This is a genomic window from Janthinobacterium sp. TND4EL3 (assembly GCF_900156175.1).
In the GTDB taxonomy this organism is placed as follows: Bacteria; Pseudomonadota; Gammaproteobacteria; order Burkholderiales; family Burkholderiaceae_D; genus Janthinobacterium.
Genome location: NZ_FTMV01000008.1, coordinates 124,605 through 149,061, shown reverse-complemented (window position 1 = coordinate 149,061; position 24,457 = coordinate 124,605). Strand labels below are relative to the sequence as shown.

Below are 24,457 nucleotides of genomic sequence, written 5' to 3'. Positions count from 1 at the left end.
TATCCATGTCAGGCTGGTGGACGATAATCTCGACGGAAACGCCGGAGCAAATGGCCGATATGACGAAAGTCAACAAGGAGGCGTTTCTCGCCACGTGGGAAGCGGGCCTGTCCGGCGCCGGCTGGATCGCGCAACTGTGTGAGCAAGGCAAGGCGACCCAGCTGACCTTCAACGGCTTTCCCAACCGTTACACGGCCCCGGCGAGCGTCATCGCGCCCCTGCTGCTGGCGGGCATCGCCGAAGCGCAGGATGGGGAGTTTCCGCAAGACCAGCTCACAGGCTGGCCCGGCAGCATCACCGTGCACGCGGAGCGCATCGCCGCCTGCGCGCCCGGACAGCTGCTGACCGTCGAAGTGTGGGACCAATCGTAAATGATGATCAGAGGCAAATGATTTACACTGGCAGCTGAACAATAAAGGAGTCCATGCATGGGATTGGCAATAACAGTCGGCGCTCTGGCCGACCTGCACGAAGAAGACCCGGAAGGCGCGCAATGGCTGGCCGATTCCCTGGCGCAAGCGAATGCCCTGTTGCAAAAAGCGGGCTTGCCGCTGCATGGCGAACCGCTGGCCTTGCCGCAATTGCAGTCACGCGCAGCGCTTGATTCCTTTCCATACAGCTACCTGCATTATCTGCGTCGCGCCTATGCGCATGCGGTCCAGGATGGGCAATGGCGGGCCACACCGCTGGCCGAAGGCGAGGATCCAAGTGAAGATTCGGTGCTGGAAGCGGCGCAGGATGACCTGGACAGCCACCTGCTCTGCCATTCCGATTGCGAGGGCTTTTATTTTCCTCTCGTCTTCGACGACGTCATTTTTGCCGATGAGGAACATGCGCTGCTGGGCGGCATGCTCGGTTCCTCGTACAGCCTGCGCGCCGAACTGGTCACGGTCGCGCCCGCGCTGGGCATTTTCCTGCTCTGCGACGAGCTGAGCGATGAAGAAGCGGCACGCATCAATGCGCGCATCGGCGGCGAAGACGGCCTCGAGCGCGAACTGATCGCCTGGCTGGCCGCGTTTGAAGCATGCCGGCTCAGCATCGAACACAAGACGGCGATCGTCTTCAACTGAGCATGCCGATACGCGCCACCACCGCCAGCGACTGGCCCGCCCTGAAAGCCACGCGCCTGGCCGCCCTGCTCGACGCCCCCACGGCCTTTGGCGCCAGCCACGCCAGCGCCGCCGCTTTTGCCGATGCGGACTGGCAAGAGCGCGCCGTCAGCACGCCGCAGCGCACCTTTTTTCTCGCCTTTGACGCAGAACAAGCCATCGGCCTGGCCGCGCAAGTGGTGGCCGGCAATGGCGAATGCCATCTGATCGCCATGTGGGTACAGTCCGACTATCGGGGCCTGGCCGTGGCGCAAGGCCTCGTCGATGCCGTGAAACAATGCGCCGTCGGCAACGGCCATTCCCGGCTGGTGCTCGGCGTGGCGCCCGAGAATGCGCGCGCGGCCGCGTTTTACCGGAAACAGGGCTTTGTCTTCCTGCCCGAATGGGAAGCGCTGGAAAGCCATCCGCATATCCAGGTGCAGAAGATGGAATGGCGGGCGCCAGCATGAGGGCATGATTGTCGGCCGGAATTTGTTATGCATCGGGTTAGTCCGGCGGCTATGCGATATCCCGCCATCGGCTCCCGGAAAACAGCGGTTTCCAGCACTTCATTCATCCCAATTGACGCCCTGTCTTAAAAACCTGTTCGTCCCCGTGTTTTTTTCTACACTTGCGTTTCCATTGATGAATAGAAAGATCGGGTATGCCTGTCATAAAGAAGACGGCTCTTCTGCTGTGTTTGTGCGGCGCCGCGGCGCACGCTTGCGCTGATACGGAACCAGCCGCGGAACAGGCCGGTCAGGATGCGGCCGCGTCCGTCAACGTGAAAGGCATCCGCGACCCGGACTGGAAGCCCTACAGTGCCATGCTCAAGGGCGTCAAGCGCTTCGAGGAAAAACATGCGCTGGCGCCCGGCGCCGAATTGCGCTTCATTCTCGAACCGCGCCGTGCCGACGTCGACATGCACGCCATCGCGCTGCGGCTGGAAAGCGACGAGGCGGGCATGGCGATACCGCTGGGAGAGCGCAATGTCTTCAGCTTGCCCGTCGGGCAGGGTCCGCTGTATGACAAGGCCGAGCTGACCGTGAACCGCAAGGCGGGCTCCGTCAGGTGGATCCCCTACGTCAGGAGCGGGGCGGCCAGCGACACGCTGCGCCGCCTGGGCGACCTGCGGCTGGCATGCGAAGTCCACTGGGCCATCGACAAGGAAACCCTGTCTTTCGCCATGCGCACGGCGATGGGCGCACTGGGCGGGCCTTGCAATTTCGTGTCGCAAAAGGGTACCTACAGCTTTACGGAAACGCGGCGCATCACGGGCGCGACGATCAGCTACAACGGCAAAAGCGCGCCCGTGCCCTTCAGCGGCACGTCGTTCACGCCGCCATTGCGGGAACAGGACTGGAGCGACGACAGTATGATCGAACTGGCATTCGACAACGACCAAACTGGGCAGTGACTATTTCACCCGCTGCTTTTCCAGCTTGCGCGCCAGGGTGCGCCGGTGCATGCCAAGGCGGCGGGCCGTTTCCGAGATATTAAAATCCGTCTCGGCCAGCATTTCGTGGATGCGTTCCCATTCCAGGGTCTTGATGTTGGTGGCGCGGTTCGTCAGTTCGATGTCGGCGTTGCCGGCCACGTGGCCGAAGGCCGCTTCGATGTCGTCCGTGTTCGACGGCTTCGCCAGGTACTGGCAGGCGCCCAGCTTGATGGCTTCGACGGCCGTGCCGATGCTGGCGTAGCCCGTCAGCACGACGATCAGCATCTCCGGGTCGTGCTGGTGCAGCATCTGCACGCAGGCCAGGCCCGAGGTATTGCCATTGAGCTTCAGGTCGACGACGGCGTAGTCGGGGCAATGCTGCTCCAGCAGGGCGCTCGCTTCGTCGAAATTGGTGGCCAGGATGACCTGGTAGCCGCGCCGTTCGAACGAGCGGCCCAGGGTGCGGGCAAACGCGGCATCGTCTTCCACGATCAGTAACAGACGCTCATCCTGCATGGTGGTCGCTTTCTCTTTCCAGTTTGATGGCCGCCAGCGGCAAGGCCAGGTGCACCACCGCCCCGCCCTGCACCCGGTTGCGCGCCGTCACCGTACCACCTAAAGTACGCGCGACATTCACCACCAGGAACAGGCCGAGGCCGCCGCCGGGCTTGCCCTTGCTGCTTTGATACGGCTTGCCCAGGTGCGTGAGCATCGACGGCTCGAAGCCGGGGCCCGCATCGGTGATCACCAGGTGCAGGGCGTCCGCCTCGCGCGTGGCCTCGAAGCGCAGCCATTCGGGCGACGCTTCCAGCGCATTGTCGAGCACGTTGCAGATGGTTTGCTTCAGGGTCGAATCGAAGACGACGGGAATATCGTGCTCGATGCGGTTATCGTACTCGAAACCCAGGATGGGGCGGCTGCTGCGCCACTCGTCCACCAGGTCGTTGAGGAAGGTGTTGATCGTCGTTTTCACGGACGATTCGCCGCGCGCCTCGCCCGCCGACAACAAGATGCCGCTGACGATGCTCTTGCAGCGCTGCAACTGTGCCTGCATTTCCGTGATCTCTTCCAGCAATTCGCTGTTCTTGCTCAGTTCCGGCATGCGGCGCCAGTCGCCGAGGATGACGGACAAGGTCGCCAGCGGCGTGCCCAGCTCGTGGGCGGCGCCCGAGGCCAGCAAGCCCATGCGGATGATGTGCTCTTCTTCCGCCGCGCGCTGGCGCAAGTCGGCCACCTTGGCGTCGCCGGCCCGCTGGTTGCGGTTGATGCGCGTAATAAACAGCACCAGCAAGGCCGCGTTCAGCGCAAAGCAGATCAGCAAGCCCTGCACGTACAGGCTGGAAAAGCCCCGCTCCGGGTCGATCGGCAGGAACAAGGGGCCGGGCAGCAAGGCCAGGCCGGCCAGGCACAGGCTCGTGATGGCCACCATGATCCACGTCGACCACACTTCCAGCAGCACGGCGCTGAGGATGACTTGCAACAGATACAGGAAGGCAAACGGGTTGCTGATGCCGCCGCTCAGGTAGAGCTGGGCCGTCAGCACGGTGACGTCGACCAGCAGGGCGAGGAACAGCGCCGTGTTCGAGACGGGCTGGCGTTCGTGCCAGCGCAGCAGGCTGGCCAGGTTGAAGGCGATGAGGCAGGACAGCACTTCGAGCATGTAGGGCACGGGCAAGGCGATGCCCAGTCCCACGCCCACGCCGAAAATCGTGCTGATCTGGCCGATCACGGCCAGCCAGCGCAACTGGATCAGCAGCTTCATGTTCTGGTGGCCGGCCGGATGTTCCATCTCGGCCGCCACCGCGCCGCGTTCTAGTACCTCGCGGTTGGGCAGGATCTCAATCCTGCCCGGCATGGTCGCTTTCTTGCGATGGATCAAGCTTCTTGCCGCGGGCGCGGCGGCGCTTGTCCTCGCGCACGATCCACCACGTGATACCGGCGACCATCAGGGCCAGGGCAAACCACGTCAGCGCATACACGAGGTGGTTGTTGTGGAACGAGATCACGGTCAGGCCGCCCACGGGGGCGTCAACGGCCGTTTCCGACCTTGCTTTCGCGTCGACAAAATATGGCGCCACGTTGGTGAGCATGTGCGAGGCGGCGATGGCGGCCACGTCGCGCGAATACCAGTGCTGCGTGGCAGGACTGTTTTCGCGCAGGAAGCCGCCGCCCGTCTCGCTGACGCGCAGCAAGCCGTCGACCTCGACGATGCCGGGCGGCGTGCCGGCGGCGATGCCGGCGCGCTTGGCCACGAAGCCGCGGTTGACGAGCACGGTGCTGCCATCGGCCAGGCGCAAGGGCGTCACCAGCCAATAGCCGCTGCCCAGTGCCGTCGTTGCCTGCACCAGGGTATTGAATAGGGGGAGATAGGTACCGGAGAGCCGCACATGGCGATATTCATCCGTTTTCTGCGTGATGCTGGCCCAGGCTGCGGGTCCAGGTGCGTCCGTTGCGGGCGCATGTACGCGTTGTTCGACGCGCTCGATCAGGTCAAGCTTCCAGAAGAGGCGCTTGACTTGCCAGGTGCCCAGGGCACAGAAACCGGCAAACAAGATCCCCGCCAGCAAGGCCAGTGCAATTTTTGCATAATGCACAGCCGTGCCGCGTGGGCCTGGCGCGGCATCTTGCGATGCGGCGCCAGGGGCGCGCCCGGTGCTGTCTGGGCGCGTTTGACTCATCATGGAGCCGTTTTCGTATGCATGTACTCAGGCATCAGATCCGGCATCATGTTGTGGTTCATGTGGTACATGACCCACAGGGAACCGGCCATGGCGATACCCACGATCATGATCGTGAAGATCAGCGCCATCATGTTCCAGCCGCCTTCGGACTTGGTGTTCATGTGCAGGAAGTACACCATGTGCACCACTACTTGAACGGCCGCGAACGCCAGCAGGACCAGGCCCATGGTGCCCGAGTTGGTGATGGCTTTCGTCATCACCAGCCAGAACGGAATGGCCGTCAGGATCACCGACAGGATGAAGCCGATGGTGTAGCTTTTCAGGCTGCCATGATCGTGATGGTCATGGTGGTGGCTATCGCCGTGTGTGTGGTGGTCGCTCATGGCAGCACTCCCATCAGGTAGACAAAGGTGAAGACGCCGATCCAGATGACGTCCAGGAAGTGCCAGAACAGCGACAGGCACATCATGCGGCGGCCGTTTTCCGGGGTCAGGCCGTGTTTGTTCAACTGGAACATCAGGGTCACGAGCCAGATCACGCCGAACGTCACGTGCAGGCCGTGGGTACCGACCAGGGCGAAGAACGACGACAGGAACGCGCTGCGCTGCGGACCGGCGCCTTCGTGGATCAGATGAATGAATTCATACATTTCCAGTGCCAGGAAGGCCAGGCCGAACAGGCCCGTGATGCCCAGCCAGACCAGGGTGCTGCGCAATTGCTTGCGCTGCATGGCCAGCATGGCGAAGCCGTAGGTGATCGACGACAGCAGCAGCATGGCCGTGTTGACGGCCACCAGCGGCAGGTCGAACAGCGCGGCGCCCGTCGGGCCGTCCGCATAGCTGCGGCCGACCACGGCGTACGTGGCGAACAGACAGGCGAAGATCAGGCAATCGCTCATCAGGTAGAGCCAGAAACCGAGCAGGCTGCCGTTTTCCGGGTGGTGCTCGCGCACAAAGTAGCTGCGCTTGCTTGGTGCGGCGCCAGCGGCGCCGGTGTTATGGGCGATGGTATCAGACATGGCTGCTCAGCAATTTAGTATAAGCGTCTTCGGTACGGACCACTTCTTCCGCAGGAATGTAGTAATCGCGCTTGTAGTTAAAGGTATGGACGATGATGGTGACCATCATGATCACGAAGCCAATGCTGGCGACGAGCCACATTTGCCAGATCAGGCCAAAACCGACCAGTGCGGACAGTGCGGCGATCACGAAACCAGCCCAGGTGTTCTTCGGCATGTGGATCTTCGTGAAACCGGACGTCGGACGCTGGTAACCGTGTTTCTTCATGTCAGTCCATGCATCGAGTTCGTGCACTTGTGGCGTGAAGGCGAAATTATAGTCTGGCGGCGGCGACGACGTCGACCATTCCAGCGTACGGCCACCCCATGGGTCACCGGTCACGTCGCGCAGGGCGTGACGGTTGCGGTAGCTGACATAGAACTGGATCAGCATCGATGCGATGCCCAGGGCGATCGAGACGGCGCCAAACCAGGCGATGATGGTCCAGATTTGCAGCGATGGATCTTCAAAGTGGTTGACACGACGGGTCACGCCCATCAGGCCCAGCACGTACAGCGGCATGAAGGCCAGGTAGAAGCCGACGAACCAGAACCAGAACGAGCACTTGCCCCAGAACGCGTCGAGCTTGTAGCCGAAGGCTTTCGGATACCAGTAGTTAATCGCAGCGAACACACCGAAGACCACGCCGCCGATAATCACGTTATGGAAGTGGGCGATCAGGAACAGGCTGTTGTGCAGCACGAAGTCAGCCGGTGGTACGGCCAGCAGCACGCCGGTCATGCCGCCGATGGTGAAGGTGACCATGAAGCCGATCGTCCACAGCATCGGCAGTTCAAAGCGGATACGGCCGCGGTACATGGTAAACAGCCAGTTGAAGATCTTCGCGCCCGTCGGGATCGAAATGATCATCGTCGTGATGCCGAAGAAGGAGTTGACGCTGGCGCCCGAACCCATGGTGAAGAAGTGATGCAGCCATACCAGGTAGGACAGGATCATGATGACGCAGGTGGCGTACACCATCGAGGCGTAGCCGAACAAACGCTTGCTGCTGAACGTGGCGACCACTTCCGAGAACACGCCGAACAGCGGCAGGATCAGAATGTAGACTTCCGGGTGACCCCAGATCCAGATCAGGTTGACGTACATCATGGCGTTGCCGCCCAGTTCCGTCGTGAAGAAGTTAAAGCCGGCAACGCGGTCCAGCGACAGCATGGCCAATACAGCCGTCAGCACCGGGAAGGCGGCGACGATCAGGATGTTGGTGCACAGTGCGGTCCAGGTGAAGACGGGCATTTTCATCCAGGTCATGCCGGGCGCGCGCATCTTGACGATGGTGGCGATCAGGTTGACACCGGACAATAGCGTCCCGACCCCGGCAATCTGCAGGGACCAGATGTAATAGTCTACCCCCACGTCCGGACTGCCGACGATGCCCGACAGCGGCGGATAGGCCAGCCAGCCCGTGCGGGCGAATTCGCCGACGAACAGCGAAGCCATGACCAGGGCGGCGCCCATGGTGGTCATCCAGAAGCTGAAGTTGTTGAGGAATGGGAAAGCCACGTCGCGCGCGCCGATCTGCAGCGGCACCACGTAGTTCATCAGGCCCGTCACGAAAGGCATCGCGACGAAGAAGATCATGATCACGCCGTGGGCAGTGAAGATCTGGTCGTAGTGATGCGGTGGCAGGAAGCCGGCATTGTCGCCAAAGGCGATCGCCTGCTGGGTACGCATCATGAGCGCGTCGGCAAAGCCGCGCAGCAGCATGACCAGGCCCAGGATCATGTACATGATACCGATTTTTTTATGGTCGATACTGGTGATCCAGTCGCGCCACAGGGTACCCCAGACGCGGAAATACGTCAGTGCCGCAACGAGTGCGATACCGCCCAGGGCAACCATGGCAAAGGTCACCAGCAGGATAGGTTCGTGAAATGGAATTGCATCCCAAGTCAGACGGCCGAATATAAGCTTCGTCAGATCAATATGGTCTAGCATTGTTACTCTCAGAGAAAAAAGGGAGGCGCCAGGCAAGCGGCGCCAGTATCTGCAGCGCCACTACGATGCGCTGCGGGATTCATGCAGTGGTTACTTGGCTTGAACGCCCTTTTCCACGACTGCATCGCTAGCGACTACTGCCGTTACGGCCGCTACCGGGCTTTTTGCCATCGTCAATTTGTATGGCTCGACCGGCGTCACGCACAGGGCGTCGGAAACGATGGTGCGGTTCAGAATTGCCTTGTACAGATCGCTAGGCACGGCGCTGTAGCGGCGCACCGGATCGCGTTCGCTAGGCTGGGCCAGCGACAGGTAGTCGTCGCGGTTCAGCGCGCCGCCACCGGCACGTGCCGATTCCACCCATTTGTCGAAGTCCGCATCATTGACGCCGTGGAACTTGAAGCGCATGCCCGAGAAACCGGCGCCGCTGTAGTTCGCGGAAAAGCCCTTGTAGACACCCGGCTTGTTGATGACGGCATTCAACTGCGTTTCCATGCCCGGCATGGCGTAGATCTGACCTGCCAGTGCGGGGATGAAGAACGAGTTCATGACGGACGAGGCGGTGATCTTGAAGCGGATCGGACGGTCGACGGGCGCGTACAGTTCATTGACGGAAGCGATGCCTTGCTCCGGATAGATAAACAGCCATTTCCAGTCCAGGGCCACGACTTCGACGATCATCGGTTTGTGGCTGGCAGGAATCGGGCGGTTGGCGTCGATACGGCTCAATGGGCGGTATGGATCGAGGGTGTGGGTGCTGATCCAGGTCAGCAGGCCCAGCACGATGATGATCAGCAGGGGCGCGCCCCAGATGATCAGCTCGAGGCGAGTCGAGTGGTCCCAGTCCGGCTCGTATTTGGCCGCGGTATTGTTTTTTCTATAGCGCCATGCGAACAGCAGGGTCAGGGCGATTACCGGAACGATAATCAACAGCATCAGCAATGTCGAGATGACAATCAGATTGCCTTGCTGAACTGCGATGTCGCCAGACGGATTCAGCACCACCGTATTGCAACCAGCCAACAATGCGAGAGGTAAAAGAAGCAGTCCGCGACGAACTTTTAATGAAAACATACAGGAAAGTCCAGTACAGGGGATGAAGATATGGTACTGTATTCTCACTGGAGCGCGTTGGCAATTGGACGTTTTGTCCTACCCCTTGCTCGGATTTTCACTCGGTGGTTGAGGAGTTTTCCTACAGCTATCTATTGAATAGTCCTACTCCGGGCGTGAGACACCCGGGGTATGTTACGCGTTGGCCGAACTCGAAACTATATTGGAGACGATCATCATGTCCAGCACGCGCACACACGACGGGGATGTACCCGCCGACTTTTCCCCCCACTCCCTGCGCGACGCACGCGGGGACGGCACGGTCGAAACGCATATCGACCCCGGTGAGATCGCCGTCGGCGTGATCATCGGCCGCGCATCCGAATACTTTGACTTCTTTGTCTACGCCATCGCCTCGGTGCTGGTGTTTCCGCGCGTCTTCTTCCCGTTCGAAGAACGCCTGGAGGGCACATTATATGCGTTCCTGATCTTCTCGTTCGCCTTCATCGCCCGTCCGTTCGGCACCGTGATCTTCATGGAGATCCAGCGCCGCATGGGGCGCAGCGCCAAGCTGACGTTCGCCCTCTTCCTGCTCGGCGTGTCGACGGCCGGCATCGCCTTCCTCCCCACCTATGCCCACCTGGGCTTTGCCGCCATCATCTGGCTGTCCGTGCTGCGCATCGGCCAGGGCGTGGCCCTGGGCGGCTCCTGGGATGGCTTGCCGTCGCTGCTGGCCCTGAACGCGCCGGAAAACAAGCGCGGCTGGTACGCCATGCTGGGCCAGCTGGGCGCACCCGCCGGCTTCCTGATCGCCGCCGGCCTGTTCTGGTTCATGCTGACCAGACTGACGGATGAGGAATTCCTCGACTGGGGCTGGCGCTATCCCTTCTATGTGGCCTTCGCCATCAACGTCGTGGCCCTGTTTGCCCGTTTGCGCCTGGTGTCGACGAATGAATATGCGCGCCTGCTCGACGAACGCGAACTGCAGCCCGTGAGCGTGTTTGAAATGGGCCGCGGCCAGGGCCGCAACGTGCTGATCGGCGCCCTCGCCGCGCTGGCCAGCTATGCGCTGTTCCACCTGGTCACCGTGTTCCCGCTGTCGTGGATTTCCGTCTACCAGACCCGTTCCGCTTCGGACTTCCTGCAAATCCAGATGCTGGGCGCCGTGCTGGCCGCCATCGGCGTGGTCATTTCCGGCCTGCTGGCCGATAAAGTGGGCCGCCGCACCACCTTGGGCGTGCTGGCCGTGATGATCGCCATCTTCAGCGCCTTCGTGCCGACCCTGATGGGCGGCGGCAATACGGGCCAGGACGTGTTCATCCTCGTGGGCTTCAGCCTGCTGGGCCTGTCCTACGGCCAGGCAGCGGGCGCCGTGACGGCCAACTTCCCTGCCCGCTTCCGCTACACGGGCGCGGCCCTGACGTCCGACCTGGCCTGGCTGGTCGGCGCCGGCTTCGCTCCGCTGGTGGCGCTGGGCCTGTCGGCCAACTTCGGCCTGGCCTATGTCAGCTTCTACCTGCTGTCGGGCGCCGTCGCCTCGCTGGCCGCGCTGAGCCTGAACCGGGCGCTGGAAATCCGCGACTGACATATATATATAGAGGTAAAGATAGCAGCAGCGCGCAAAGCACTGAAAAAACGCCGGCACCGTCCGGCGTTTTTTCATGCCCAAGCCGGGAGCTGGCTTACTGTATCGCCAGCTGCCGCCCGCCCGTGCCCTCCTTCTTCGGCAAGTCCAGCAGCAGCACGCCGTTTTCATAGCGCGCCTGCGCGCCGGCCTCGTCCACCTCGTGCGGCAGCACGAAGCTGCGGTATTGCTGGCCATACTCGCGTTCGCTGCGCACGGTCTTGCCGCCGCCGTCGCGCGTCACTCTTTCATCCTTGAGTTCGGCACTGATGGAGACGCGGCTGCCATCGATGGAGACCTTGATATCGTCCTTGTTGACGCCCGGAATGTCCGCCTGCACCTGGTAGGCTTGCTCGGTTTCGGAAATATCGACGCGCATGCGCGATGTGCCCCCTTCGCGCAGGCGCAAGGCGGGCGCAAAAAAGTCATGCATGAATTCTTCCATGTCGCTGAACGGGTCGAAACGCGCCAGCGGGTGTTGCGGATCGCGACGGATCAATTGATTGGCCATGATGTTCTCCTGCATGGGCTGGTTTGCACACGGCGGCCGTCCACAGGGACGCCGCCACCTCCTGCATCTTAGGATGTGAACCGCCAATCTCCTTGATCTGCCTCAATCGTGGCAAGCTTGATTTTTCGCTACTTTCATCTGTGCGCTACCGCGCTTAGTCCGGCCTTGCGAGTCGGCAATTAACCGCAAGACTGTTATGCTAGCGCACGCTATGCTTGACCACCGGAAAACTTGCATTTCAATTAAAATTGATTTTTTGTGACAGCCTCCCCACCACGGACATGATGAATACCAAGACCCCGATCGACTCCTTCAGCTTTCGCCGCATCCTGGCCCGCAACGTCACCCTGCCCCTCGTCATCGGCGTCGTCACGGCCCTGGTATTCGTTGGCCTGATCGCCTACCTGCTGTCCGCGCTGCGCTCGGTCGAGCACTCGGAACGGGTCATCGGCAACGCCAATGAAGTGATGAAGCTGTCCGTCGACCTGGAAACGGGCATGCGCGGCTATCTGCTGACGGGCGATGAAACCTTTCTGGCGCCGTATAAATCGGGCAAGGCGAAGATCGCCGTGGAAATGAGCACGCTGCTCGAACTCGTGTCCGACAGCCCCATCCAGGTGGACCGTCTGCGCCGCATCCGCGCACTGCAAAGCCAGTGGATGGACTACGCCGAGAGCGTCATCGCCCAGCGCCGCAGCAACCAGGAATTCCTCGCGCGCGTGCGCCAGGGCGAAGGCAAGCTGGAGTTCGATGAAATCCGCCGCGAATTCCTCAGCTTCCTGGCCATGGAACAGCGCCTGCGCCAGGAACGGGCCGATACGGCCGAAGGCCGCACCATGCTGGCCGTCGTCATCTTCCTGCTGCTCAGCCTGGGCCTGTCCGGCATGCTGGCCTACCTGGGCCGGCGCGAACTGCTGCGCCTGTCCGACATCTACAATGAAGCGCTGGAACAGCGCGGCAAGGATAACGAGGTGCTGCAGGAGCAGGCGTGGCTGCGCACGGGCCAGACGGAGCTGGCGGCCTACACGAGCGGCCAGCTGGCCTTGCCGCAGCTGGGGCGGCAAGTGCTCGATTTCCTCGCCAACCGCCTGGACGTGGCCGTGGCCACCCTGTACGTCGTCGATGAGGATGGCAGCCTGCGCCGCACGGCCGTGTACGGTTTCAACGACCAGGGTATCAAGGACAAGCAGGTCTTCAAGCTGGGCGAAGGCCTGGTGGGCGAGACGGCGCGCGAAAAGCGCCTCAAGCACATCCGGCAGGTGCCCGACAATTACCTGACCGTGACATCGAGCCTGGGCCGTGGCGCGCCGCTGGAACTGGTCTTGACGCCCGTCAACAACGAAGGGGCCGTCAACGGCGTCATCGAACTGGGCTTCACCCACCCCGTCAGCAGCCGCGCCAAGGAGCTGCTGACCCTGATCGCGGCCAATGTCGGCACGTCGCTGGAAGCGGCCCTGTACCGCCAGCGCCTGCAAAACGTGCTGGAAGAAACCCAGCAACTGAACGAGGAGCTGGAAGTGCAGCAGGAGGAATTGCGCACAGCCAATGAAGAGCTGGGCGAGCAGTCGCGCGTGCTGGAGCAGTCGCAAGCCCACCTGGAGGAGCAGAAGGCGGCGCTGGAGCAGTCGAACGAGCAGCTGGCCGTGCAGGCGCTGTCGCTGGACCAGAAAAACATGGCGATCGTCCAGGCACACGCCCAGCTGGAAGCGCGCGCGGAAGAGCTGCAGCGGGCCAGCCGTTATAAATCCGAATTCCTGGCGAACATGTCGCACGAGCTGCGCACGCCGCTGAACAGCTCGCTCATCCTGTCCAAGCTGCTGTCGGACAATAGCGGCGGCAACCTGACGCCCGAGCAGGTGACGTTTGCGCAAACCATTTATTCGGCCGGCAACGACCTGTTGACCCTGATCAACGATATCCTCGACATTTCCAAGGTCGAGGCGGGCAAACTGGAGCTGACGCCGGAAGCCGTGCCTTTCGAGGAACTGCTCAGCAGCATGAAGATGCTGTTCGGCGCCCAGGCGCAGCAAAAGAAACTGGTATTCGATGTCAAGCTGGCGCCGGACGCGCCGCCGTCCTTCGTCAGCGACCGCCAGCGGCTGGAGCAGATCCTGAAGAACCTGCTGTCGAACGCCATCAAGTTCACGGATGCGGGCACGGTGGCCCTGCACGTGAGCACGGACGGGGCCGGCAACGTGCGCTTCCAGGTACAGGATACGGGCATCGGCATCGCCGAGGACCAGCAGCACAAGATTTTCGACGCCTTCCACCAGGCCGACGGCACCACCAGCCGCCGCTACGGCGGCACGGGCCTGGGCCTGTCGATCTCGCGCGACCTGGCCGCCTTGCTGGGCGGCAGCATCGAGCTGGCCAGCACGCCGGGCCAGGGCAGCACGTTTACACTGGTATTGCCGCAGAGTATGCCGGAACGCCCTGCGGAAGCGGCACCGGCCGCGCCGTCCGCAGCGCCGCAGCCGCCCTCGCGCACAGCCGCCGCACCGAAGGCCGCGCCCGCCGCCAAGCCCGTGCCCCTGCCCACCTTCCGGGACGACCGCGACAGCGCGCCGGCCGGCAAGACGGGCCAGCGCTCCGTGCTCGTCATCGAGGATGAACCGTCGTTTGCCGGCATCCTGTTCGACCTCGCGCATGAGATGCAGTACCGCTGCCTGGTGGCGCACGGCGCCGACGAAGGCTTGCGCCTGGCCGAAGAATTCCTGCCCGACGCCATCCTGCTCGACATGGGCTTGCCGGACCGCCCGGGCTTGCTGGTCTTGCAGCAATTGAAGGAAAACCCGCTGACGCGCCACATCCCCGTGCACATCGTCTCCGGCAACGACCAGGTGCAGGAAGCCATGCAGCTGGGCGCCATCGGCTACGCCACCAAGCCGCGCACGCGCGACCAGCTCAAGGAAGTATTCCGCAAGCTCGAATCGAAATTCACGCAGCAGATGAAGCGCATCCTGCTGGTCGAGGACGACGAACGCCAGCGCGAGAGCGTGGTCCACCTGATCAGCGACGACGACGTGGAAATCACGGCCGTGGCACTGGGCGAGCAGGCGCTGGAATTGCTGAAAACACAAATTTTCGACTGCATGATCATCGACCTGAAGCTGCCCGATATCCAGGGCAACGAATTGCTCGAACGCATGGAGCATGAAGAACTGTGCTCGTTCCCGCCCGTCATCGTCTACACGGGCCGCAACCTGAGCCGCGAGGAAGAGGCGGACCTGATGAAGTATTCGCGTTCCATCATCATCAAGGGCGCCCGTTCGCCCGAGCGCCTGCTCGACGAAGTCACCCTCTTCCTGCACAAGGTGGAGTCGGAACTGTCGAGCGAGCGCCAGGGCATGCTGCAGCAGGTGCGCAGCCGCGAGCGCGTCTTCGAGGGGCGCAAGATCTTGCTGGTGGACGACGACGTGCGCAACATCTTCGCCCTGACGAATGCGCTGGAACAGAAAGGCGTGGTGGTGGAAATCGGCCGCAACGGCTTCGAAGCCATCAGCAAACTCAACAGCGTGGACGATATCGACCTGGTATTGATGGATGTCATGATGCCGGGCATGGATGGCCTGGAAGCGACGCGGCTGATCCGCGCCGACGGCCGCTACGCCAAGCTGCCCATCATCGCCATTACGGCCAAGGCCATGAAGAATGACCAGGAAGAATGCCTGCAGGCGGGCGCCTCCGACTACCTGGCCAAGCCGATCGACCTGGACCGTTTGTATTCGCTGCTGCGCGTGTGGATGCCGAAGATGGAACGCATGTGATGTCCCTGCGCACCACGGACGCGCAGCTGCAGGCGCTGATGCAGGCCATCTATCAGCGCTACAGCTACGACTTCCGCGACTACGCGCTCGCCTCGCAGCGGCGGCGCCTGCATCACGCGCTCGACCGTTTCCAGTGTGCGGACTTGCCTGCCCTGCAGCAACTGGTAATGGACTCGCCGGCCGCCTTTGGCGAGCTGCTGCAGATCCTGACCGTCCCCGTCACGCAAATGTTCCGCGACCCGGCCTTTTTCCGCGCCCTGCGCGAACAGGTCGTGCCCGTGCTGAAAACCTACCCGTCGCCGACCATCTGGGTGGCCGGCTGCTGCACGGGCGAAGAGGCGCTGTCGCTGGCCATCGTGCTGCACGAGGAAGGCTTGCTCGAACGCAGCCGCATCTACGCCACCGACATCAACCCGCAGGCGCTGGCCACGGCCGCGCGCGGCGTGTACCCGCTGCACCGCCTGGCCGATTACGGCGCCAATTACGCGGCAGCGGGCGGCCTGGACCGCCTGGACGCGTACTACACGGTCGAACATGCCACCGCGCGCTTCGACGCGCGCCTGCTCGAGAAGATCAATTTTGCCGACCACAGCCTCGCAACGGACAGCGTCTTCGTGGAAACACAATTGATTTGCTGCCGCAATGTCTTGATTTACTTCAATAAAACCTTGCAGGAGCGGGCCCTGGGCCTGTTCCACGAATCGCTGTGCCACCGGGGTTTCCTGGGACTGGGCAGCAAGGAAAGCGCGCATTTCACGCGCTTTGCCGCCGACTTCGAGCCATTGCCGGGGCCGGAAAAACTTTACCGCAAGCGTGCGCCGTCGCACGCCGCTTGCCATTACGCTGGGCGGCACATGCCAGGAATGAAACATGATGAATGAAACAAGCACCAAACTGCTGATCGTCGATGATTTGCCGGAAAACTTGCGCGCGCTCAATGCGCTGATCCGCGAGAGCGACCGCAGCGTCTACCAGGCGTCCTCGGGCGAGGAAGCGCTGGCCCTGCTGCTCGAACACGATTTCGCGCTGGCCATCCTCGACGTGCAAATGCCGGAAATGGACGGCTTCGAGCTGGCGCAACTGATGCGCGGCACGGAAAAGACGCGCCACATCCCCATCGTCTTCGTCACGGCGGCCGGCAAGGAAATGAATTTCGCCTTCCAGGGCTATGAAAGCGGCGCCGTCGACTTCCTGCACAAGCCGCTCGACATCAATGCCGTGCAAAGCAAGGTCAACGTCTTCGTCGCCCTGCACCAGCAGCGCAGCGAGACGCGGCGCCAGGTGCAGGCGCTGGAACACAGCCGCCAGCAGCAGGAAGCCTTGCTGAAGGAATTGCGCGCCACCCAGGCCGAGCTGCAGCGCTCGCTGCGCCTGCGCGACGAATTCATGTCCATGGTGGCGCACGAGCTGCGCACGCCCTTGAATACGCTGTTCCTGGAAACGCAGATGCGCACCGTCAACCTCGAACGGGGCAACCTGGCCGCCTTCGAGCCTGAGAAGCTGGGCAAGATGGTGGCGCGCGACGGGCGGCAGATCCGCAGCATGGTGCGCCTGATCGACGACATGCTCGACGTGTCGCGCATCACCAGCGGCAAGCTGTCGATCCGCCGCGAAGCCGTCGACCTGACGAGCCTGGTGCGCCGCGTGGCCGACGACCTGGCGCCCTGTGCGGCCGCGACGGGCAGCGTGCTGGAAGTGCTGGCCTTCGAACCCATCCACGGCTATTGGGACGCCTTCCGCGTCGAGCAGATCGTTGTCAACCTGATCAGCAACGCCGTGCGCTACGGCCAGGGCCAGCCCGTGGAAATCAGCCTGGCGCACACGCAGAACAGCGCCGTCATCGAAGTGCGCGACCATGGCATCGGCATCAATGCGCGCGACCAGGAGCGCATCTTCGACGCCTTCGAGCGCGTCGTGCACCAGGACAGCACGGGCGGCCTGGGCCTGGGCCTGTTCATCACCAAGCAGCTGGTCGATGCGCACGGCGGCGCCATCACCCTGCAAAGCCAGCCCGGCAGCGGCGCCCTGTTCAGCGTCACCCTGCCGCTGGCCGGAAGCTGAGGCCGGCATGAGCAAGCACGGCACCAGCGCGGGCGGCGTGGCCTTTTTGCTGCAACTGGAACGGCGGCTGCGCCTGCTGCACGACACGGGCGAGATCCTCGCCCTGTCGGCGCAGCTGCTGGGCCAGCGCCTCGGCGCGCAGCAGGTGGCCTGCTTCGACATCGGCCAGACCCTGCAATGCCCTACCCTGCGGCATGCGTGGAGCGATGGCCTGGCGCCGGGCGCGGCCGGCGAATACTTCCTGGGCGACTATGCCGCCGGCCTGGCCGATGCGCTGGCCGCCGGACTGGCCATTGCCGTCAGCGACGTGGCCAGCGACCCGCGCACGGCCATGCCGGCCGCCCTGCCGACGTTTACGCGGCTGGGCATCCGCGCCTTCCTGAACATTCCCATCGCCAAGGACGGCCAGCTGGCCGCCCTGTTCGTCGTGCACAGCCGCACGGCGCGCCTGTGGCATGCGGAAGAGATCGAACTGGCCGTGCAAGTGTCGGAACGGGTCTGGTCGACCATCTTGCGGGCCCAGGCCCAGGAACAGCTGCGCCTGCTCAGTGCCAGCGTGGAACATCAGGTGGCCGAGCGCACGCGCGAATTCGGCCGCACCTGGAAAGTCAGCCCGGACTTGCTGGGCGTGCTCAAGCTGGACGGCTATTTCGAACACACGAACCCCGCCTGGCAAGCCACGTTGGGCTGGTCGGCGGAGGAAATCCGCAGCACCCCGTTCCTCGACCTGATCCATCCCGACGACCTCCAGCGCACGTATGCGGCCTGGGAAGCGGCCAGCCAGGGCCAGCCCGCGCTGCGCTTCGAGAACCGCTACCGCCACAAGCTGGGCGGCTGGCACTGGCTGTCGTGGGTGGCCGTGCCCGAAGGCGACAAGGTGTATTGCAGCGCGCGCGACATCACCGTGGAAAAGAAGCTGGAAGCGGACCTGGCCGCGCGCAACAGCGAGCGCGAGCGGCTGTGGCGCAGCGCGCAAGACCTGATGGTGGCCGTCGATGCCGATTACTGCTTTGCCGCCGTCAACCCCGCCTCGGCTGCCATCCTGGGCTGGCTGCCCGAGGAAATGCTGGGCCGCAGCGTGTTCGACTTCGTGCTGCCCGAGGATGCGCCCGCCACGCGCCAGGCGCTGGCGCAAGTGACGCAGGAAGCCATGCCCAGCTTCGAGAACCGCTACCGCCACCGCGATGGCGGCCACCGCTGGCTGTCGTGGGTGGCGGCGCCCGAGGGCGACCTGATTTTTGCCACGGGGCGCCACGTCACGCTGGAAAAGGAAGCGCAAAATACCTTGCGCAACATGCAGGAATCGCTGCGCCACAGCGAAATGGCCCTGCTGCAATCGCAAAAACTCGAAGCGCTGGGCAAGCTGACGGGCGGAGTGGCCCATGATTTCAATAATGTCCTGCAGATTATCTCGGGCAATCTGCAACTGCTGCAGATGACCCTGGACGGCGACCCGCTGGCCGCCAAGCGCATCGCCAGCGCCACGGCCGCCGTGGAGCGCGGCGCCAAGCTGTCGGCCCAGCTGCTCGCGTTTGCGCGGCGTCAACCCCTGAAGCCGCTGGTGACGGACCTGGCGCAGCTGCTGCGTTCGACGGAAGACCTGCTGCGGCGCGCCACGGGCGAAACCATCGACACGCGTATGCTGCTGGCCGACGACTGCTGGCGCGCCCTGGTCGATCCGCACCAGCTGGAAAACGTCATCCTCAACCTGGCCATCAATGCGCGCGACGCCATGGACGGCCAGGGCCAGCTGACCATCGAACTGGCCAACATCGTGCTGGGCAGCGATTTCGCGGCCCGCCATGCGGACGTGGCGCCCGGCGACTACGTGCAGCTGGCCATCTCGGACACGGGCACGGGCATCGCGCCCGAGCTGCTGGACAAGATCTTCGAGCCGTTCTTCACCACCAAGAGCGAAGGCGAAGGCACGGGCCTCGGCTTGAGCATGGCGTACGGCTTCCTGCGCCAGAGCGGCGGCCACCTCACCGTGGACAGCGTGCCCGGCCATGGCAGCACCTTCCGCATCTACCTGCCGCGCTCGCTCGAAGCGGAAACGGAGCTGCCGCTGCAGCTCGATGGCCCCGTGCTGGGCGGCAAGGAAACCATCCTCGTCGTGGAAGACGACGTGCAGGTGCAGACGACGGTGGTGGACATGCTGCGGGGCCTCGGCTACTTCGTGCTGCGGGCCGGCAATGGCGAAAGCGCACTGAACATCATCGCCAGCGGGGTTCCCGTCGACCTGCTGTTTACGGACGTGGTGATGCCGGGCAAGGTAGCCAGCACGGAACTGGCGCGCCAGGCCCGGTTGCTGCTGCCCCAGCTGGCCGTGCTGTTTACCTCGGGCTACACGCAGGACGCCATCATGCAGGGCGGCCGATTGGAACCGGGCGTGGAGCTGCTGAGCAAGCCTTACCGGCGCGAAGACCTGGCGCGGCGCATCCGCCACCTGCTGGCCAACGGCCGCCACGTGACGGCCCTGCAGCAGTACCGCGCCCAGCTGGCGCCGCAGCCGCCCGCGCCCGCGCGGCCGGGCGGACGCCGTATCCTGCTGGTGGAAGACAATGCCGATGCGCGCGCCATGACGGCCGAACTGCTGGCCATGCTGGGACACGCCGTGCAAGCCGTCGCCACGGCCGAGGAAGCCTTGCCGCTGCTGGCCACGCCGGGACTGGAACTATTGCTGACCGATATCAGCCTGCCGCGCATGTCGGGCGCCGAACTGGCCGCCGTGGCGGCGCGCGAGCAGCCGCAGCTGGAAGTGGTGTTTTCCACGGGCCACTCGCCCGCCAATTCCGGCGTCAGCGACCCGCGGGCGCGCTTCCTGGTAAAACCCTTTACCGTCGAGCAACTACAGCAAGCCTTGCTGCCGCCAGCCTAATAGACTTCCAGCCCGCGCCCCTTGAGCGCCGTCGCCAGTTCTTCCAGGCTGAACGGCTTGCGCAGGAAGCGCGCGCTGGCGTCCTGCATCAGGCTCGCGCCCCAGTCATGCCCGGAAGCAAACACCACGTCCAGACGCGGCCAGTGCGCGCGCGCATGGCGCGCCAGTTCCAGGCCGGACATGGTGGGCAGGCTGATGTCCGTCACCAGCACGTCCAGGCCCGGCATGGCCAGCAGCGGCATGGCCGCTTCCGCGCTGGCCACGCCATGCACCGTGTGGCCCAGCATGTTGAGCATCTCGGTCGTCATTTCGCGCGCATCGTCGTTGTCTTCCACGAGCAGGATGCGCCGGCCGGACGGGTCGGGCGCGCCCACCAGGCGGCGGTCGGCCAGCAGGTGGCGAAGACGCCGCGCCAGGTCTTCGCGCCGGTACGGCTTGCTGAGCAGCTCGACGCCCGGGTCCAGCCGCCCGCCCTGCATGATGGCGTTGTGCGTGTAGCCCGAGGTAAACAGCACGGCCAGCTCCGGCAGCAGCAGCCGGGCCTGCTGCGCCAGCTCCTTGCTGCTGACGGGGCCGGGCATGACCACATCCGTAAACAGCAGGTCGACGGCCACGCCCGTGCCCAGCAGGGCCAGGGCCGAGGCGCCGTCATCCGCATGCAGCACCTCGTAGCCGAGGCCGCGCAGCATGTCGACCACCGTATGTTGCACAGGAGCATCATCTTCCACCACGAGGATGGTCTCGCTGCCGCCCAGCACGGGGCCGCTCAGGCCAGGCGGCGGCTCGGCCAGCTTTTCCAGCGAACGGGGCAGGTAAATCTTGAACGTCGTGCCGGCGCCCGGCGCGCTGTGCACCTTGATGTGGCCCGCGCTCTGGCGGATGAAGCCGTAGGCCATGGACAGGCCCAGGCCCGTGCCCTCGCCTTCGCGCTTGGTGGTGAAGAACGGTTCGAAGATCTGGTCGATCACGTCGCGCGCCATGCCGTGGCCCGTGTCCGTGATGGTCAGCAGCACGTACTGCCCCTCCAGCACGTCCGCGTGCAGGCTCGCGTATTCGGCGTCGAGCGTGACATTGCTCAAGGTGAACGTCAGGCGGCCGCCCTTGTCCATCGCGTCGCGCGCATTGATGGCCATGTTCAGCAAGACGTTTTCCATCTGGTTCGGGTCGACCAGGGTATGCCACAGGCCGTCGCTGATGAAGGTTTCCTCAGCGATATCTTCGCCCAGCGCGCGGCGGATCAGTTCATGCATGCGGCGCAGCAAGTGGCCCAGGTCCGTCACCAGCGGCTTCAGCGGTTGACGCCGCGCAAACGCCAGCAGCTGCGACGACAGCTTGGCGCCCCGCTCCACGGCCGACGCGGCCGAATCGAGGCGCTGGGCGGCCTGCGGGCTGTCGGCCACCGTCAGTTTCAGCAACTGCAAATTGCCCGAGATAATCTGCAGCACGTTGTTGAAATCGTGGGCCACGCCGCCCGTCAGCTTGCCGATCGATTCGAGCTTTTGCGCCTGCAGCAAGGCCTGCTCGCTGCGCACCAGTGCCAGTCGCGCCTCTTTTTCATCGGTGACGTCGCGGCCGATGGCGTGGATCAGCTTTTGCGCCGGCACGGCCGTCCAGGAAATCCAGCGGTAGCCGCCGTCGCGCCGGCGGTAGCGGTTTTCCATGCGCAAAGTGGGCGCGCCATGGGCCAGGCGGGACAGGTCCTGCAAGGCCGCCATGCGGTCGTCGGGATGCACGAGGCTGATGAAGTCCATGCCCAGCGACTCGACTTCCGGGCGGTCGAGGATCTTGCTCCAGGCGGGATTGACGGCGATGATCATGCCGGCCAGGTCCGCCACGAGCATGATGTCGGTGGACAGCCGCCACATGCGGTCGCGGTCGGCCGTGCGGTTGGCCATTTCCAGTTCCAGCGAGGAATTCAGGTAAGCCATGCGCTCCAGCACGTTCTTCTGTTCCTGCACGTCCGTATTCGTGCCGACCCAGCGCAGCACCGTGCCCGCCTCGTCGATCAGGGGCAAGGCGCGCGCCAGGAACCAGCGGTACTGGCCGTCGGCGCGGCGCATGCGGAACTCGTATTCATAGGCGCCGGCGGTGGCGACGGCATGTTCCCAGCTTTTCTGCGTCGCCTGCAAGTCGTCCGGGTGCACGCAGTGGCGAAAGCCGCTGGAGACGAGCGACTTCATGGTCTGGCCCGTGTAGGCGCAGACCTGTTCGTTGACCCAGTAGGTGGCGCCGCTGCCATGCGCCAGCCAGGCCTGGTTGGGCATGGTCGAGGCCAGCGAACGGAACTGCGCTTCGCTGTCGAGCAGGGCATTGCGTGCCTGCCAGTGTTCGTCGATATCCTCGCAGGAACCGTACCATTTCACGGGCTGGCCCGATTCATCCTTGCGGCAATAGGCGCGCGAATGCACCCAGCGGTAGCGGCCGTCCTGCCGGCGCACGCGCATTTCCTGGTCCAGGGGCTGGCCGCTGCCCACCGCTTCGCTCCACGCCGCCCATACGCGGGGCACATCCTCGGCATGGATGGCCTCCAGCCAGCTGCTGCCCAGGCCGCTGCCGCCCGTCCATTCGCGCCAGCGCTGCGCCACATAGTCGAGCTTGCCGTCCACGCCGGCTGTCCACAGCACCTGCGTGTTCAGCTCCATGGCGTAATGAAAGTGTTCGCGGCTGTCGTGCAGGGCCTGTTCCAGCTGGCCCCGCTCGATGACATGGGCGGCCACGCGCGCGGCCAGCGCCAGCAGTTCGATCTCGGGCTGGGTGGGATGGCAAGTCGCCTGGAACAGCAGGCCCAGCACGCCCAGGACATGGCCGCGGGCGCCGAACACGGGCGCGACCCAGCAGGCACGGTAGCCGTGCAGCATGGCTTCCTTGCGCCCCGCGCTCCAGTGCACGTCGCGCGTGATGTCGCCGCAATACACGGGCGCGCCGGAAAAGGCCGCCGTGCCGAACGGTGACGGCTGCTCGCCGCCGTGGCGCAGGGCCAGGCACAGGTCTTGCGGCAGGCTCGGTGCGGACAGGCCGCAAAAGCGGTCCGCCTCGTCGATGAGCACGAGGCAGGCATGCGCGCCGCCCTCGGCCAGTTCTTGCAGCGCCAGCAACAGGTGTTCCAGTGCATGGGCCAGCGCGACGCCGGCGGCGAGACTCCCCAGCGCGCTATGCTCGGCGTCCAGCAATGTAATGATGTTGTTTGCGTGCACCGTGTCGATAAGCGGATAACTGATGCCCGGAATATACCATGGGGCAACACTTTTTTGAGAGGGAGATGGAACAGCGTTTTATATTATTGCGCGCCCGGCAGCCGCGCCCTGTTCCAGAGCGATATGCCTATGCTAGAGTGTTGCCATCCTCTCAAGCGCCAGCCCCCCATGACCATGTCCCCCTCCCTGATCGCCACCGCCCTGCTCGCTTCTGTCCACGGCGCCGTCGCCGCCCCCATGAGCCTGGACGACTACCTGGCACTGGACGGCCCCGCCCCCACGGCGCAGTTCGCCTATGGCCCCGCGCCGTCGCAATACGCGCAGCTGTTCCGGCCCGCAGGCACGGGACCGTTCCCCGTCGTCGTGCTCGTCCATGGCGGCTGCTGGACGGTGGCCTTCGGCGGCATCAAGCAGATGCGCAACGTGGCCGGCGCCCTCGTCGCGCAAGGCATCGCCGTGTGGAACGTCGAGTACCGCCGCGTCGATGAGCCGGGCGGCGGCTATCCGGGCACCTACGAAGACATGCACGCGGCACTGGACAGCCTGCAGCAGCACGCGCCCCGGTACCAGCTGGACACGCGCCGCATCGTCGCCATGGGCCACTCGGCCGGCGGCCAGCTGGTGCAGTGGATCGCCGGCCGCGAAAAGCTGCCCAGGACCAGCCCCCTGTACCGCGACACCTACCTGCCGGTAAAAAATATCCTGAGCCTGGGCGGCCTGGCCGACCTGCGCCATGAAAAGGAGTTGATCAAGACCAGCTGCGAGCGCGACATCGCGCAACTGGCAGGCAGCGCCAGCACCGGGCGCCCCGACATCTACAGCGACACCAACGCGGCCGACCTGCTCCCCAACGGCAGCCGCACAGTGCTGGCCACGGGAGAGCTCGACACCATCTCCCCGCCCCGCGTGGCGCACGACTATGCGGCCAAGGCAATCAAAGCTGGCGACCATGCGGAAGTGCTGATCTTGCCAGGCGCCAGTCATTATGACGAGATTGCGGCGACGTCGAATGCCTGGAAGATGGTTTTGCCGGTGGTGCGGGAGATGCTGGGGATGGGAGCGCAATAAACCGAGAAAGCTGATGAAAAGGCAGAAGCTCCTACAGCCGCCAGAGAATGCGCAACCGACAATAACCAAATGTCTGTGGA

Annotated in this window: 19 protein-coding genes; 10 read left to right on the top strand and 9 right to left on the bottom strand. The window is 63.9% G+C overall.

The annotated features are described in order from the left end of the window. The first annotated feature begins 5 nt into the window (after positions 1 to 5). From BXA07_RS14430 to BXA07_RS14415, 4 genes are all read left to right on the top strand, one after another. Positions 6 to 371: a hypothetical protein gene (locus BXA07_RS14430; protein ID WP_076568594.1), complete on the top strand. Its 366-nt coding sequence runs from the start codon at positions 6 to 8 to the stop codon at positions 369 to 371. Between the two features lie 57 nt (positions 372 to 428). Beyond that, on the top strand, positions 429 to 1,070 hold the full coding sequence (locus BXA07_RS14425; protein ID WP_076568593.1) for a hypothetical protein: 642 nt from the start codon (positions 429 to 431) through the stop codon (positions 1,068 to 1,070). Between the two features lie 2 nt (positions 1,071 to 1,072). Continuing rightward, the gene (locus tag BXA07_RS14420; protein ID WP_076568592.1) at positions 1,073 to 1,558 is read left to right on the top strand and encodes a GNAT family N-acetyltransferase; all 486 of its coding nucleotides are present in this window, start codon (positions 1,073 to 1,075) and stop codon (positions 1,556 to 1,558) included. Between the two features lie 194 nt (positions 1,559 to 1,752). Continuing rightward, a complete protein-coding gene (locus BXA07_RS14415) occupies positions 1,753 to 2,505 on the top strand; it encodes a hypothetical protein (RefSeq protein ID WP_139335574.1) in 753 nt (250 codons plus the stop codon). Here BXA07_RS14415 and BXA07_RS14410 read toward each other — a convergent pair whose 3' ends face one another. The 7 genes from BXA07_RS14410 to cyoA all read right to left on the bottom strand — a co-directional run bounded on the left by BXA07_RS14410 (position 2,506) and on the right by cyoA (position 9,295). Continuing rightward, positions 2,506 to 3,042, bottom strand: a complete 537-nt coding sequence (locus BXA07_RS14410) for a response regulator transcription factor (RefSeq protein ID WP_076568590.1) — start codon at positions 3,040 to 3,042, stop codon at positions 2,506 to 2,508. Continuing rightward, positions 3,032 to 4,381: an ATP-binding protein gene (locus tag BXA07_RS14405; protein WP_076568589.1), complete on the bottom strand. Its 1,350-nt coding sequence runs from the start codon at positions 4,379 to 4,381 to the stop codon at positions 3,032 to 3,034. Before BXA07_RS14405 ends, BXA07_RS14410 begins: the two co-directional genes overlap by 11 nt. After that, the gene (locus BXA07_RS14400; protein ID WP_076568588.1) at positions 4,365 to 5,207 is read right to left on the bottom strand and encodes an SURF1 family protein; all 843 of its coding nucleotides are present in this window, start codon (positions 5,205 to 5,207) and stop codon (positions 4,365 to 4,367) included. Before BXA07_RS14400 ends, BXA07_RS14405 begins: the two co-directional genes overlap by 17 nt. Then, a complete protein-coding gene (gene cyoD / locus BXA07_RS14395; RefSeq protein WP_076568587.1) occupies positions 5,204 to 5,590 on the bottom strand; it encodes a cytochrome o ubiquinol oxidase subunit IV in 387 nt (128 codons plus the stop codon). The genes BXA07_RS14400 and cyoD overlap by 4 nt, the downstream gene beginning before the upstream one ends. Next, positions 5,587 to 6,225 carry a cytochrome o ubiquinol oxidase subunit III gene (gene cyoC / locus BXA07_RS14390; protein WP_076568586.1) on the bottom strand — a complete coding sequence of 213 codons (639 nt, stop codon included), beginning with the start codon at positions 6,223 to 6,225 and terminating at the stop codon, positions 5,587 to 5,589. Before cyoC ends, cyoD begins: the two co-directional genes overlap by 4 nt. Further along, positions 6,218 to 8,221 (bottom strand): cytochrome o ubiquinol oxidase subunit I, encoded by a 2,004-nt coding sequence (gene cyoB, locus BXA07_RS14385; protein WP_076568585.1) that lies wholly within the window; start codon positions 8,219 to 8,221, stop codon positions 6,218 to 6,220. The genes cyoC and cyoB overlap by 8 nt, the downstream gene beginning before the upstream one ends. A 90-nt stretch (positions 8,222 to 8,311) precedes the next feature. Further along, complete coding sequence (cyoA, locus tag BXA07_RS14380; RefSeq protein WP_170909664.1) at positions 8,312 to 9,295, bottom strand: ubiquinol oxidase subunit II; 984 nt, start codon at positions 9,293 to 9,295, stop codon at positions 8,312 to 8,314. Between the two features lie 217 nt (positions 9,296 to 9,512). Between cyoA and BXA07_RS14375 the strand changes: the two genes are divergently transcribed. Continuing rightward, positions 9,513 to 10,859: an MFS transporter gene (locus BXA07_RS14375; RefSeq protein ID WP_076568583.1), complete on the top strand. Its 1,347-nt coding sequence runs from the start codon at positions 9,513 to 9,515 to the stop codon at positions 10,857 to 10,859. A gap of 97 nt (positions 10,860 to 10,956) precedes the next feature. Here BXA07_RS14375 and BXA07_RS14370 read toward each other — a convergent pair whose 3' ends face one another. Then, positions 10,957 to 11,409, bottom strand: coding sequence for an Hsp20/alpha crystallin family protein (locus BXA07_RS14370; protein WP_076568716.1), 453 nt, complete (start codon positions 11,407 to 11,409; stop codon positions 10,957 to 10,959). 284 nt (positions 11,410 to 11,693) lie between these two features. On the opposite strand from BXA07_RS14370, the gene BXA07_RS14365 reads away from it, so the two are divergent. From BXA07_RS14365 to BXA07_RS14350, 4 genes are read left to right on the top strand one after another with little or no spacing between them, the layout of a single operon-like run. Then, on the top strand, positions 11,694 to 15,176 hold the full coding sequence (locus tag BXA07_RS14365) for a response regulator (protein WP_076568715.1): 3,483 nt from the start codon (positions 11,694 to 11,696) through the stop codon (positions 15,174 to 15,176). Continuing rightward, a complete protein-coding gene (locus BXA07_RS14360; RefSeq protein ID WP_076568582.1) occupies positions 15,176 to 16,057 on the top strand; it encodes a CheR family methyltransferase in 882 nt (293 codons plus the stop codon). Before BXA07_RS14365 ends, BXA07_RS14360 begins: the two co-directional genes overlap by 1 nt. Continuing rightward, entirely contained in the window at positions 16,047 to 17,237 is a 1,191-nt protein-coding gene (locus BXA07_RS14355; protein ID WP_076568581.1) for a hybrid sensor histidine kinase/response regulator, read from the top strand. Before BXA07_RS14360 ends, BXA07_RS14355 begins: the two co-directional genes overlap by 11 nt. Before the next feature lie 7 nt (positions 17,238 to 17,244). Next, positions 17,245 to 20,115, top strand: a complete 2,871-nt coding sequence (locus BXA07_RS14350) for a PAS domain-containing protein (RefSeq protein ID WP_076568580.1) — start codon at positions 17,245 to 17,247, stop codon at positions 20,113 to 20,115. Here BXA07_RS14350 and BXA07_RS14345 read toward each other — a convergent pair. After that, positions 20,112 to 23,309 carry a PAS domain-containing protein gene (locus BXA07_RS14345; RefSeq protein WP_244556277.1) on the bottom strand — a complete coding sequence of 1,066 codons (3,198 nt, stop codon included), beginning with the start codon at positions 23,307 to 23,309 and terminating at the stop codon, positions 20,112 to 20,114. The two genes, BXA07_RS14350 and BXA07_RS14345, sit on opposite strands and share 4 nt — an antisense overlap. Positions 23,310 to 23,477: 168 nt before the next feature. Here BXA07_RS14345 and BXA07_RS14340 point away from each other — a divergent pair, with 168 nt between their 5' ends. After that, positions 23,478 to 24,377 (top strand): alpha/beta hydrolase, encoded by a 900-nt coding sequence (locus BXA07_RS14340; protein WP_076568578.1) that lies wholly within the window; start codon positions 23,478 to 23,480, stop codon positions 24,375 to 24,377. Positions 24,378 to 24,457: the final 80 nt, after the last annotated feature.